Source organism: Candidatus Pseudothioglobus sp. Uisw_086 (assembly GCF_048085745.1).
Lineage (GTDB): Bacteria > Pseudomonadota > Gammaproteobacteria > PS1 > Pseudothioglobaceae > Pseudothioglobus.
On sequence record NZ_CP159803.1, the window covers coordinates 562,413 to 576,613 of the forward strand.

The 14,201-nt window shown below is 34.3% G+C and carries 8 protein-coding genes; 3 read left to right on the forward strand and 5 right to left on the reverse strand.

Annotated elements, in window-relative coordinates:
* The first annotated feature begins 96 nt into the window (after positions 1-96).
* Complete coding sequence (locus ABXT49_RS02785) at positions 97-1,404, forward strand: malonyl-CoA decarboxylase domain-containing protein (protein ID WP_416653005.1); 1,308 nt, start codon at positions 97-99, stop codon at positions 1,402-1,404.
* On the opposite strand, the gene ABXT49_RS02790 is transcribed toward ABXT49_RS02785, so the two are convergent.
* From ABXT49_RS02790 to ABXT49_RS02805, 4 genes are read right to left on the reverse strand one after another with little or no spacing between them, the layout of a single operon-like run.
* Positions 1,398-3,326: a sodium:solute symporter family protein gene (locus ABXT49_RS02790; RefSeq protein ID WP_416653006.1), complete on the reverse strand. Its 1,929-nt coding sequence runs from the start codon at positions 3,324-3,326 to the stop codon at positions 1,398-1,400. The two genes, ABXT49_RS02785 and ABXT49_RS02790, sit on opposite strands and share 7 nt — an antisense overlap.
* A gap of 48 nt (positions 3,327-3,374) precedes the next feature.
* Positions 3,375-4,790 carry an ABC transporter permease gene (locus ABXT49_RS02795; RefSeq protein WP_416653008.1) on the reverse strand — a complete coding sequence of 472 codons (1,416 nt, stop codon included), beginning with the start codon at positions 4,788-4,790 and terminating at the stop codon, positions 3,375-3,377.
* Between the two features lie 34 nt (positions 4,791-4,824).
* Complete coding sequence (locus ABXT49_RS02800; RefSeq protein WP_416653009.1) at positions 4,825-6,978, reverse strand: ABC transporter permease; 2,154 nt, start codon at positions 6,976-6,978, stop codon at positions 4,825-4,827.
* Positions 6,979-7,020: 42 nt separating this feature from the next.
* Positions 7,021-9,162 (reverse strand): ATP-binding cassette domain-containing protein, encoded by a 2,142-nt coding sequence (locus tag ABXT49_RS02805; protein ID WP_416653010.1) that lies wholly within the window; start codon positions 9,160-9,162, stop codon positions 7,021-7,023.
* A gap of 310 nt (positions 9,163-9,472) precedes the next feature.
* Between ABXT49_RS02805 and ABXT49_RS02810 the strand changes: the two genes are divergently transcribed.
* Complete coding sequence (locus ABXT49_RS02810) at positions 9,473-10,486, forward strand: ABC transporter permease (protein ID WP_416653011.1); 1,014 nt, start codon at positions 9,473-9,475, stop codon at positions 10,484-10,486.
* 84 nt (positions 10,487-10,570) lie between these two features.
* Complete coding sequence (locus tag ABXT49_RS02815) at positions 10,571-12,631, forward strand: ATP-binding protein (protein ID WP_416653013.1); 2,061 nt, start codon at positions 10,571-10,573, stop codon at positions 12,629-12,631.
* 21 nt (positions 12,632-12,652) lie between these two features.
* On the opposite strand, the gene ABXT49_RS02820 is transcribed toward ABXT49_RS02815, so the two are convergent.
* Complete coding sequence (locus ABXT49_RS02820) at positions 12,653-14,194, reverse strand: sugar ABC transporter ATP-binding protein (protein WP_416653014.1); 1,542 nt, start codon at positions 14,192-14,194, stop codon at positions 12,653-12,655.
* Positions 14,195-14,201: the final 7 nt, after the last annotated feature.

Sequence of the window (14,201 nt, forward strand, 5' to 3'; positions counted from 1 at the left end):
TTATTAAGTATATATTTTCATTTTTTTCAACCAATTCTTTCTAAGAAGCTAGAAAGAAAAAGTAGTATAAAATTAAACGAAAATTATTATTTAGACATGACTCAGCATCAAAACTTTTTAAACTCTCTTATTCAGCGTATCCGTATGGGGCGTTCAAATAAGAAAGTATCCACTCCTGAAAGTATTATCACTCTTTGCAATCAGTTAGTAAGTAAAAATGGAGAGGCAACATTATTTTCTCTTGCAAAAATAATTTTGGAAGATTTTAATACTCTTTCAGAAGAGCAAAAAAAGTCATTTTTTTTACAGTTACTTGATCAATTTGGCGTCGATCGGCCTATTCTCAAAAAAGCTCTCATTGAATTAAATATTGATGATGAAAGTCAGCTCAGGAAACTTCATCAATTAATTGAACCTAAGAGTCATGAGCTTCTTAGAAGGTTAAATCAAGTCCCTAATGGAACATCAGTGCTTTTAAAGATGAGAGAGTCATTGTTAGAGTGCATTAAAGCCTCTCCAGAGCTTAAATCACTTGATTCTGATTTTGTTCATTTATTTAAGTCTTGGTTTAATAGGGGGTTTTTAAGACTTGAGCGCATTGATTGGTCGACAAGTGCTAGAGTGTTGGAAAAAATCATGCAGTACGAAGCTGTCCATGATATTTCAGATTGGGAGGATTTACAAAATAGGGTGGCTGCAGATGACAGAAGGTTATATGCTTTTTTTCACCCAGCACTTCCAGATGAGCCTCTTATTTTTATTGAGGTTGCATTGATGGACGATACGCCAAATTCAATTATGCCAATACTTGATACAAGCGTTAAACCAATTGATCCTTTTAGCGCCACAACAGCAGTTTTTTATTCTATCTCAAATTGCCAGATGGGACTAAAGAGCGTTTCTTTCGGGAGTTTTTTGATTAAGCAAGTAGTCACTGAAATTGAGAAGGAATTCAAACAAATCAAGCATTTTGTTACTCTCTCGCCTGTTCCTGGGCTGAAGAAATGGTCTAACAAAATTAACCTATTAGAAGATAAAGATTTGCCTGAAAATATAATTAATGATATTAGCGAATGTTGTAAAGATAATAAGCCAAATCCATTAGTATTAAATCGACTAACTTATTATTACTTAACTCAAGTTAAACGTAAAAATGGTCAAGCTATTAATCCAGTTGCTCATTTTCATCTTGGTAATGGCGCATCTCTTTATAAAATTCATACAGATGCAAATGTTAATCAAAGTGCTCTAGATGATTCTTGGGGAGTGATGGTTAATTACTTATATGACCTAGAGTCAGTTGCTAAGAACCATGAAGACTATGCAAATCAAGAGCCGGTTTCAGTGTCACCAAAACTTACAAAATTTATTCAAAATAATAAGAAAAAAATCTTAGCCTATTGATTTATTGATTCAATTTCTTTTTCAGGCTCAGTAGACATTCTTAATTTATTAGCTAAAAACCAAATTAATCCTACACCTAGTGCCCACCAAATAATTTGCCATGCCCAAATTGATGGCATTCCAAGCATCCAAGAATCATAACCAGCATTAGGTTTGCCAAAGATAAAGTTTCCAAATATTGATCCTGGGCCAATAGCAAAAAACATCCATACCATTAATAAAAGCCCTCCAACTGGCTTAGACCAGCGATCATTAGAAGCTGTTACAGAGTGTTTTTGGAAAAATGAGTGAAATGTATCCCTATGTTTTTTATCAGGATCTTGGCTGGTCATTAAAGAAATAATTAAGCAGATTGAAATATTAAAAAACATACCCCATACAGCTGAATGAATTGTCCAGGGCCATACTCCCCAAGGTAGTCGTCCGCCAGTTATTTTCTGTCCTAATATTTCGGTGAAGATAACTACAATAATCCCAATAATTACACCTGCAATTGCTGCATTTTTTGTAATCCATGGAAACCATGTGACACCCAATAATGATGGCCAAAGTTGGAATGAGCAAGCAATTGCTAGACTTCCAAGAATGAGAGTGGCTTCCATCGAAAATGAAGCTAATAGCATTCCACAAAAGAACACTAACGCTGTAAGGAGTTTTGCAGCTTTAATTTGAGTTTTATAATCCGCATCTTTATTAAAATAATGAACATAAATATCTCGAGATAAAATATTTCCAGTAGTAGACATAAATGCAGCTGCAGTGACTTGTAATGCTGCTATAGCACAGATAGCAAGGAAGCCAACCATCCATGGTGAAGTGCTTCCTACAAGTTTAATATAATGCATTACCAGTTCAGTATATTGCGCCTTAGATAGTTCTGGCAAATGCTGTGCAATTGCAAATCCTGCTTGATTAACCGCACTATTTGCTCCTAGTAGATTTGCGCTTACTCCTTGTAGAGTGGAAAATAAAAACATGATAATACCCACACAGGCTGCCGCGCCCCATATCTGATGAATTGAAAAGCCTTTGGTCGATTTACTGGTAAACCCAAGCATTGTGAATGTTGGTGAGGATTGAATTCCCATAACTGACATCATAAATGTAAGAGTCATAATTGCAGTCCATGGTCCTCCCTTTGGGGTTTCAATTCCTATGCCATCAGTAAATTGAATTACACCAGGAATTGCGAAGTATCCTGGGAAGTTTCCTCCACCCATGCCTTTAGTTTTTCCAAGATGACTGGTTATATTTTTTGCAATGTTTGCTAAGCCTTGGTTTAATGAATCAAAGCCTCCAGCAAGATCAAGAGCAAATAAGCCCAAAATAATCATTCCAAGGAAAAATAGTATAGTCTGCACTACTGAAATTTTTGCTATTGCTTGCATTCCACCCATGATTGAATATAAAAGAACAAATCCAGATAATGACCACATAGCTACATTTCGTGAAAAAATACCATTAGTTAATTCACTTATTAGGAATCCTGAGGATCCAAAGAGTAATGCAGCAAATGGAATACCAAATAAAAGTGCAATACAAACTGATATAACTCTTAGGGTGTCGTCTTTAAAGTATGCTGAAAGCATTTCACCAGATGTAGTAAATCTAAAACGCCTTCCAAGCATCCATTGTCTTTTGAGAAGAACAACTCCAGAAATTGCAACAGCTATGGCGAAAAATGAAGTATTTGCAAACTGAAATCCATCTCTAAAAATCAGTCCAGGATGGGCAATAAAAGTCCATCCTGCAAAGGATATTCCTGTTGCTGCTATAGCAAATACCCATGGCGATAAACTACGACCAGATAGGAAGTAGTCATCTGCAGATGATATTTGCTTTGAAGCTCGAACTCCCCAAAAAAAACAGTAAGACCAATAAAGGACTAAAAATATAAATATCCATGTTATTGCGCTAGTCATTTTATTTGTATCCTTGAATTATTTTTAGACATCATGATTAATTTATATTTAAATTTGTGTTCTTATATGAGGTGATCTGGCATATAAAGCTACCATAGGGAGGATTAACAGGCCAAAAACAAATTGTTGCCCTTCATAGCTTAATCCAATGCCTACTAAAAATGACGATAGAACTTGTAAAACAAGAACACCAATAACTGTAAATCCATATCCTCCTTTTCCTCCAAGAAGTGAAGTACCTCCAACTACAACAGCAGCTATAGTTTGAAAAAGATAAGGACCACCAACGCCAACAAACCCACCACCACTCCATCCTAAAAGTAAAATACCAGTTAGTGCAGAAACAAACCCCCCTATTGCAAATGCTCCTATCCAGTAAGCCCTCTCTGATATTGATAATCTTGCTGCAGCTGTCCGATTTCCACCTACTGCATATAGGTTTCTTCCCCAAGTTGTATTTGATAGTGCGATAATCATAAGGATTGATGAAACAACCCAGATTACAACAACAGGCGGGATGCTAATGCCAATAAAAGTTCCATTTGTTGCAGCTATATTAGACAACCACTTTGGCACAACACCAAAAACGCTTCCTCCAAAATCTGAACCAATAGTTGTTAAGGCTTGAACGGCGCCAGTAACTACAAATCCAACACCCAGAGTTAAGATAAGTGCTTGACCTTGTATACGAAAACTTAATAAGCCATTAACTATTCCAACACCTAATCCCATTAATAAAACAGCAACTATGCAGATCCATGGAGGAATTCCTAGCGTGATTAAATACATTAAGCCAATATTTGCAGCTCCAATTACAAAGCTGACTGATAAGTCTAATCCGCCTAGTAATACTACAAGTGTTTGTCCAATACATGCAAGCCCAAGGAATGATGCAAAAAGAAGCATTGATTTCAGATTCAAAGTTGAGATAAAGCCATCTACAATTAATGAACCCATAATAAAAAGTCCAATTAATACTGCTAATCCCATAAGCGCACTTTTATTATTTTTCGCAACTGAGTTGGTGATGATTAATATTAAGAGAGTTAGAAAAAATACCACCAATGAAAGTATATTTTGCCATTGAAGAAAATCATCCATAGCAAAGGCAAGTCCAACAAATGCAATAATCATTGCTAATATGCCAATAATGGCACCCTTGTTACTCTTGATAAGGAAACTAAAGTAGCTTTCAGTAGACTCCTTATCTTGGATTTCTATATTTTCTACTAATTGTAGATCTTCCTCTTCAAGGCCGTCAATGTATGTCCATCTTACTGAAAGGTGATGCCAGCCCCATAAGATTGAACCAAAGATTGCAACTGTATAAAGCATAACAAGTTGTGAGGGAGTGTTATCAATAAAACCTAAAACAGCACTGATAACTGAAACTATTAAAGCAACAATAAAGCCCAGCCATTTATAAAATGAAAAGGCAGCTTTTCCCATTCTATTAATGCGCATTTTTAACCCAATTATTTTGAAATATTTTCATTATTTATCCTTCCCATTTGCTTATTGCATCATCTTTATGATCGCCAATAATGTATGTGCTTATTATGTGCATTACATTTGGTGCAGAAATAATTGTGATTCCAATAATGACAATGAGCTTCCATATTGGCACACCTATTGCATAAAATAAACTGCCCCAAGCTAGAATAGCAAAAGCAGCTATATACCAATATTTCCAAAAACTATTAAAACTAGTTTCTCCCATAGCAATGCGTAAAAATACTTGTAATAAAACAATAATAATGGCAATGTAGGCAATTTCAGTAATTAGTGCCATTCCACTGGCATCAACATTCATCCTTATTGGTGCCGTATATTCAATAAATTTGGTCGGTAAACTTTCTACTCCAGTTGGAATAATTGGCATTGAATAGTTTGTTAATACGCCTATATTTGAGTCAACTGAAACTACACTATTGCCTATAAAGAAGTACATAACAATTAAGAAAATAATAGATATTGCGCCAATAAAAATATTGTTGATATTTTTTATTTTTGTATGAACTAAAGGTATGGTAATTGTGAAGAGAAGTGCAGAGACCATTAGTATTGCAAAAACTTCACCTGAGAAACTACTTGTTAAATATCCCTTATCTGCATCTTGAAAAAATACAGCTCCAATTGCAATAACTGGAACAATAGCAATGCACATTATCATTGCTAAACGCTTGATACTAGTTTTTATTCCTGGAAGCATTGTCAGAATTATTAGTGATGACAATAGCACTACACCTACTAGACCGATTAATAGATATGTTGTCTTACTTAATGCATTAATAGAGAGGAATGATGAAGAACTCGAGATTTCCTCCATGCTAAATATCATTATTGAATAATCAATCATAGCTGGTGAGAAAACTACTTCTGAAGTAGAATCAGGATTAAATATTAGACCAAAAGCAGTAATTATTACAACAATCATAAGTCCAATCATTGGGCCACTTATATGTTTAAAAGCAACTTTGATAATATAGGCAGTCAATGCCACCCCAATAATTATAAGAAACATAATTGTTCCTGCTGACATAGTTTCCTGCTCAACAGCAGCTACAAATGCCTTATATCTTTTTACTCCAAATGATTTGTCCATCGATACGCTTACCATTACCCCTAAGGAAACTATTCCCATTACTAAAAACACCAGGGATGGCGATAGTCCTCGAGCACGTTTTTGAAGAAATGGAATCGCAATACTAATTAATAATGAAACAACCAGCATAAGTCCATATGAGAAATCGGTAACAAAACTCTGCATTTTTCCAAAGTTAAAAGTTGAAAGTGCAAAGGTAATTAAAAATATATTTAGTGAACCTAGAAGGGCGCCAAATGCACTTCCTCGACCACCTGCTAAATTTGCTCCACCCAGGACAAGTGCAGTAACTGCCATTAGTGTGTAAGTTGTTCCCTGACTTGGATCACCAGAGCTAATTAGAGATGTAAATGTAATCGCAGCAAGTCCTGCATAAATACCACCTATAACATGAGCGCCAATACGAACCATGTTTATATTAACTCCGCTTGTGTAGGTTGCTCGCTCATCAGAACCCATCATTTTTAAATTACCCCAGAAGGCTGTTTGAGCAAGCAAGTACCATCCTGCTGTTGCAACTATTAATATTACTAAAACGGGAGAAAAAATAGTAGTGCCAGCTCCCCAGCTATACATCCAATCAGGCGCTAAGCCAGATGGTCGAGGCATAATTATGAGATTCAATCCAACAAGTGAGAGGTAGCCACTTAATGACACAATAATTGGCTGCACTCGAACAAATACAATTATTAAAGCCATTAGAACTTGATAAGCAATACCCACACCAATGGCGTATAAAAATATTGCAATTGGTGATTCAATTAAACCTAGCCCGATTAGCTGAATCATGCCAACATTGATAAATCCAATTAATGGCCCAATTGATAAATCAACTCCTGCTCTTCCAGCCATAACTATTACTGTTAATGCATAGGTTGCAAGTATTAGTGGAGCCACAACAATTATTAAACCGCCAAATCCAGTACTTGAAACCATATATGGGCCTCTAATAACTGCAAATATAAGTAATAGGAAGAATATGACTATAGGAACTATAAGATATGTACTAGCCCCAGAATTTGATTCTTGTTTTTTGATTAATTCCATTATTGTTAAAAGTTCATTTTGTAATATTTATATTAAATTACCCTATTCTTTAGAGAATAATTTTTCAAATTTTTCTAAATCTTCCTTACTATATTCCTGAGTATTTGACTTAACGCTCTTATGATCTATATTATTAGAGGAGGTGATTTTTTGACTACTAAAGCCTCTATCTAGCTCATTTTTAATTTCATTACTATCACCTTCAATTTCAAATTTTTTGAATAGCTCTTCGTCGGCTGCTGAGTAACCATCTACTTTATTTGCCTGACCCAAAGTAATTTTTTGGTTAGGATTTTTTTTGAATTTCATTAACTTTTCAAATTGATTTGAATCATCTTTAGAATATTCAAAAGACTCGGTTAATTCCTCAGCTGTTTTCTTTTCAACTTTTTTGTCATCATTATTTTGATTTTCAGAAGAATTGATTATTGAATTAAAATTTTCTTCATCAGAAGGTGAGAAATCCTGCTTTGAAGATTTAGTTGAGGCTTCTGTTTTGATCTCATTTTTGAAATATTTACTTACGTTATATTCACTCATTTCATTCTCCATTTTTGTGTTTTCAGGATAGTTTGAGTTCACCAACTCTTTATGCTCTATATCAGAGCTATCTTGATTTTGAATATGTCCAAACATTGATTCAAGAATTCCATCAGCATTAATTTTTTGATCTAAAAATGTTTCAAAAATGCTGCCATTACGAAATACAATTACACGTGAACAAAACCCTATGAACTCTTCAAGTTCACTTGACATGTAAATTACTGAATTTCCTTCATCCGCAAATTCTCTTAGTTGTTTGTAAAGATCTCTTTTAGTTTGTAAATCTATTCCACGAGCAGGATCTAATAAAACCAAAGTCTTGGGATGGGTGGAAAAAGCACGTCCTAGCATTACTTTTTGTTGATTACCACCACTTAAAGATGTAATCAAATTTTCTTTGGCGCCTGCTTTAATAGCTAATCTCTCTACTTCCCAATCATAAATGTCATTTATTGCACCCCATTCAATAAGGCGAACGCCGGGTATATTGGTATTTTTGTCGTACATAGAAATTGCTAAATTTTCAACAATACTTAGATTTGGTAAAATTCCTTCTCTTTTTCGATCACCTGAAACAAATGCAATTCCAAATTTTTTTGCATCTGCAAGAGTGTTAATCGAAGAAAAATCAACACCATGATTTGTGCTGACTTCAGCTACTCCTTCTGCAGCTGGTGCAATACCAGCTAATATTCGAACAAAGTCATCTTGACCATGGCCATCTAGTCCAGTGATTCCAACTATTTCGCCTTTATTTAATTCAAAATTTGAAGAATCACTTGTTGGCCAAACCCTCATATTTTGAGTTCTGAGCGCTACTTGTGAGTGAGATGATTTGTGAGCATCTTGTTTAGTTGAGTCTTTGCTTTGATCTTTTCCTGTCATCAGTTGTAAAAGATTTTTTTCAGTAATTTGACTTTTTTCTAAAACACCAACATCTTTCCCATCTCTCATAACTGTGCAACGATCACTGATTCTAACTAACTCTGCAATTCTATGAGTTACTATTATTATTGCTGTCCCCTTATCACGTAGTTCTCTCATCTTATTAAAAAGACGCTCAGTTGAGTCAAAATCTAATGCAGCTGATGATTCATCTAAAATTAGTAAATCTGGCTCACTTAGTAATCCTCTAGCAATGGTAATCCAGGCTTTAGTACTTAGTGGAAGATTTCCAGCTGGCATTAAGGGATCGATATCTTCATCAGCTAATTCACTTAATAAAATTCTAGCTTTATCTTGTTTATCTTTATCCGACATTGATTTTGAGAAAAAACCATCAATACCAATAAATAAGTTATCAACTATCGATGCTTCATCTGCTACAAGAACCTCTTGAAATACCATTGAAACACCTAAATCGCGAGATTCCTTTGGTGTAGATGGGTGATGGCCATTAATTGACACTTTCCCTGAATCAATTGGCAAGACACCCGCGAGCACCTTAGCTAATGTACTTTTCCCACAGCCATTTCCACCAATAATTGCATGGATTTCACCAAAATATCCAGTAAAGGACACATTATCAAGGGCTTTAGTTACTCCAAATGATTTGCTTACGTTTTTAACATGAAGCTCACCCGGAAATTTGGTTAGTATTTCTGGTAAATCTGAAGGATCATCTTCTACTGTCTTTTGCACTTGTTCGGCCAATTAAATACACCTCTAAATTGAAATAGGAGTCACTTCAGACTAATGGCTATGTATTTATTTAGAAATTTATATATACAGAAATTCTATTTTAAAACATCCAAAAGTATAGGTGCAGTTTACTACTATCACATACCATAGTCAATAGTATGTATTAATTCTTATATTATTGGTAAAGTAATGTTTAATAATGTTACAATCATGAATAAAAATGATGGTTAGTATGTTTTTTTTAAAACTATTTTTTTTAACTTTCTTTGATGTATTGTCATATTCTTGGGTTTATTAAGTAAATATAAATATGAGTGAATTTTTTAATTATTTTTCAATACTCAAGAAATTCTTGTCCAATTCATTTATTAAAGCTGGAGTATTACCCTGGTTTCTTGGTGTAGCTCTAATTACTTTCTCATTTGCTAGTGATAATTTTTTAACTACACAAAATATTCTAGGCGTAGCACGACATTCTTCAGATCTTATTCTTGTGGCTATGGCTCAGATGGTAGTTATGCTCACTGCAGGGTTGGATTTCTCTGTTGGTGTAATTCTTGCAATGACTTCTGTAGTTGCTTCGATGACAATGGTGGCTTTGTGGTCTGGATACGGTTCCGGCTGGGAGGCAATTTTTATAGGCTGCTTAGCAGGTCTTCTGGTTGGAGCGTGTATTGGCCTAGTCAATGGCCTTGGTGTTGCTTTTTTACGAGTACCCCCATTCATAATGACTCTTGGCATGTCTTCAATTATTTTTGGGTTAGCTCTTACTATTACTGGAGGAATTCCAATCTATGGAATGCCCGAATCATTCACGAATATTTTTGGCTATGGCACGTTTCTAGGTATTTCATTAACTATATGGATCACTCTATTTTTTATTATTGTGGTTTATATTTTTATTAATATGACAAAGATGGGGAGGTACTTTTATGCGATAGGAGGAAACATCAGAGCAGCAGAACTTTCTGGCATTAATGTTCGTATTTATATAGTGAGTGCTTATGTTTTTTCTGCAGTTATAACGAGTTTTGCGGCTTTATTGATTACTGCAAGGCTGGAAACTGGAGAGCCTAACATTGGTGCAAGTTATCCATTACTATCCATTGCTGCTTGTGCGATTGGAGGGGTAAGCCTTCTTGGTGGTGTTGGTAGAGTTCAGAATGTTGTTTTAGGGGCGTTTTTTATTATCTTAATACAAAATGGAATGAACCTAATGAGAGTTGGTTCATATTTACAGATGGTTGTTATAGGTGTGTTGCTTATAGTAGCTATTAGTGCTGAGTATTTTAGGCAGCAAATGTTATCAACCCTAAAAAAATAGTGACCGAATAAGAATGATTTTTTATAATTCATTAAATTTGAATGTTTTCTTAGATTCTGAGATCTAAAAATTCACAATTAATATATGAAAAAAATTAAAAAAAATCTCTTTAATAGGTTATCTCTTAATCAAAAAATCTTAACTTTAATATTTATTGAAATTATTGCTTTTATTTCATTAATGCTAGTTGCTTTTTCGCAAATCTACACAGTTGGCAGCGAAACCAAACAAATGTCTTCTATCACAATTCCATTAATCGAGTCCATTCATAGAATTGATGATAGTGTTTATAGCCAAAGGCTTAGTCTCAATGAGCTCTATATAACGGTTACCCAAATCGTTAACCAGGATGGTGACAAAACAAGTTTTTACGATAAATATGTGCAGCTCTTAGGCGGTAAATCAATCCAGGATAAATTTTCATTAGCTAGTCAAAAATTAAAGGAGTCAATTGCTGATACTGAGGATTTTATTAGAAAAGTTAAAAATGACGTAGCTTCAAATAACGACATAATTGTAGATAATCAAGAGCAATTACTTTTAGAACTCTATGAGCTGAGAGTAGTTTCTCAAAAATATAATCAAATAGTTGTAAGTAACTTATTCCTTGAAAATAATTTACAAATACTTACTCTAAATATCAAAAACCTCAATGAAATTTTATCTACTGAAGAGTCTCTTATTATTCAGGCAGAAAAAGTAAGTAAAGAATTAGAAAATGTTATTAATGCCTCTAAAGAAAAAATAATTTATGTTGAAAGAATCGCTATTAGTTATATAGTTATAACAACAATTATTTCTATTTTATTTGCTATATCAATGATTCTTCTTATTGTAAGGATGAATATTTCAAAGCCTTTACAGTTACTTACTGACTCAATAAATAGATACACCCCGTTAAGAAAAGTGACAAGGTTAGAAGATGAGCAAAATATATTAGAAAGAGAGGATGAGCTTGGAAGAATGGGGCGAAGTTTTAACAGGCTTAAAGAGGACTTATGGGAGCAAGGAGTCGGACTTCAAAATGCTAAGGAAGATGCTGATAGAGCCAATAAAGCCAAATCACTATTTCTAGCTTCAGCTAGCCATGATTTACGTCAACCTTTAAATGCAATGCAGATGTACATAGCAGCGTTAAAATCTAAAGTTAAAGATGAAAAAATTCTTACAATTATTGAAGATATAAATTCAGTTTCAGCTTCAACTGCAAGACTTTTAAATGCTCTTTTAGATGTTTCTGAATTGGAGGTTGGAGCTATTAAGCCTCGATATGAAGACTTCTCAATTAATAATATTTTTACTAGTATTTTTCAATCATTCGCACCTTTAGCAAAAGATAAAAACTTACAGTTTCGAATCGTTCCTTCTAGTATTACTGTTAGAAGTGATCCTGATTTATTGGAACGTATATTAGGTAATTATATGTCAAATGCCATTCGTTATACTGAAGCTGGATCTGTAATGATGGGATGCAGAAAGAGGGGCAATAAGGTTTCAATTGAAGTCTGGGATACGGGCTGTGGAATCTCAGAAGATCAAATGCCAAATATTTTTGAGGACTTTTATCAGATTGAAAATAAAGAGCGAGATAGAAGCAAGGGGCTTGGTCTTGGTCTGGCTCTAGCGAAGCGTTTATCTCTAAGCCTTAACCATACAATAGATTGTAAATCTACTCTCGGAGGTGGCTCATGCTTTTCTGTATTAGTTGAAATTGGTGAAGCGAAGAATAGTGAAGTTCAACTTGAAGCTATTTCTAACATTATGGATTTAACTGGTGCTAGAATTTTGTTAGTTGAAGACGATATTGATGTCTTAAAAGCTTCAATTCAGTTAATGGAATCTTGGGGCTGTATTGTCGATTCTGGAAGAGACCTGGACGAAATCAAAAATATCATTAGGTCTCCAGATTACCTATTGCCAAACATTATTGTGGCTGACAATCGATTACCAGGAGATGCTTCAGGTGTTGATGTAGTTAAACTAGTTCAACAAGAGTTAGAGTCTGTAATTCCGAGCATAATAATAACTGGAGATGTAGAAAGGTCTCATATACAAAGCATTAAAGAAAAAGGGCTGCCAGTGTTATTAAAACCAATTCAACCTGCAAAGTTCAGAGCTATTCTTTCACATTTGATTAACTCTTAGCTCTCAATTTATTTTTAAAAGTTAGACTTTGATTTCAGTTTCTCTAGATTTCAAAAAATAGTTTTGGATTAGAAGTTCGCTTGACTCTTCAGAGTTTATTTCAGCACTTAAGCTGCCTTCATTAATAATATAGATTCTATGAGATAAGTTAACTAGTTCGGTTAAATCAGAAGAGATCATGAGAACTGCTCCTCCTGCATCACAAAAGTCGCTTATCAGTTCATAAATTGACACTCGAGTACCAATATCTACTCCTATTGTTGGTTCATCAAGAATAAATAATTGAACGTCTCGAGCAAAACTTTTAGCAAGCATTACTTTTTGTTGAGTACCACCAGATAGCTGCTCTATTTTATTTTCAATACCCTTATTGAAGTTTAATCGTTGCCCAATCTTTTCAACAATATCTTTTTCATTTTTTCTATTTACCATGAAGCCAGTTGAAAATTTTGGAAGCCCTAGTGATGGTAAAGAAATATTTTCTCTGATGTTATGTTCCATTACAAGTCCTTCAGCCCTTCTATCAGAGGGTACATAAAGCATTCCTCTATCAAGCATTGCTCTTGGACTAATGTCATTGATATTTTTAGAACTGTCATATACAACATCATCTAAGTAAGTTATGTTGCCTGAATTAATTTTATTAATACCAAAGCATGCCCGACCAATTGCAGATTTTCCTGATCCAGCAAGTCCTGCAAGTCCAACTACCTCTCCAGCCCTTACATTGATTGATACATCCTTTAAGAAACTATCTGGAATGCTTAGGTTTTTTACATCTAATAGCGTCCTGCCAGGATGGCTTTTTATCTCAGGAAAAAAGTTTTTGATTTTTCGGCCAGTAGCAAGCTCAATTAATTTTTGCTCATCAATTTTAGAGACCTTATCAGTCTCAACTACTTTACCATCTTGAAGAATTGTTACGCGATTACATATTGTATAAATTTCTTTCATTCGGTGAGTGATATAAATTACACCAATGCCTTCTTCTTTTAAAATTTTAATCATTGAAAAAAGATGGTTTGTTTCATTTTCCGCCAAAGAGGCAGTTGGCTCATCAAGAATCATTATTGAGGGCCTTGTATGGAATGCTTTTGCAATCTCAACCATTCTTTTTTCGGCATGAGATAAGTTAATTATTTTTTCTTCAGGTTTAATAGAGAACTCGAGTCTATCCATGGTCTCACAAGCCATTTTATGCAATTTTTTCTTGTTAAGAAATAGCCCTTTTGAAACATTAGAGCCTAGAAATAAATTTTCTTCAACAGTGAGTTGAGGAACTAATGAGAACTCTTGAAACACTGCACTAATTCCAAGCTCTCTCGCATTATGGACAGAATGAATTTTTAATTCTTCATTGTTTAAAATAATTTTTCCACTTGTAGGCTGTAAATCACCAGTAATAATTTTAATTAAAGTAGACTTTCCAGCTCCATTTGGACCAAAGATGGCATGAGCTTCACCAGGGTACAAATCAAAATTGACTTCATCCAATACAGAAGTTTCAAAAAACTGTTTTGATATATTATTAAGCTTTAATAGAGGTATTGATGATTGATTCATAATTTAG

Excerpts from the sequence above, each read along its gene's own strand:
- ABXT49_RS02785 (WP_416653005.1), top strand. The coding sequence starts at position 97 with ATGACTCAGCATCAAAACTTTTTAAACTCTCTTATTCAGCGTATCCGT.
- ABXT49_RS02790 (WP_416653006.1), bottom strand. The coding sequence starts at position 3,326 with ATGACTAGCGCAATAACATGGATATTTATATTTTTAGTCCTTTATTGG.
- ABXT49_RS02795 (WP_416653008.1), bottom strand. The coding sequence starts at position 4,790 with ATGCGCATTAATAGAATGGGAAAAGCTGCCTTTTCATTTTATAAATGG.
- ABXT49_RS02800 (WP_416653009.1), bottom strand. The coding sequence starts at position 6,978 with ATGGAATTAATCAAAAAACAAGAATCAAATTCTGGGGCTAGTACATAT.
- ABXT49_RS02810 (WP_416653011.1), top strand. The coding sequence starts at position 9,473 with ATGAGTGAATTTTTTAATTATTTTTCAATACTCAAGAAATTCTTGTCC.
- ABXT49_RS02815 (WP_416653013.1), top strand. The coding sequence starts at position 10,571 with ATGAAAAAAATTAAAAAAAATCTCTTTAATAGGTTATCTCTTAATCAA.
- ABXT49_RS02820 (WP_416653014.1), bottom strand. The coding sequence starts at position 14,194 with ATGAATCAATCATCAATACCTCTATTAAAGCTTAATAATATATCAAAA.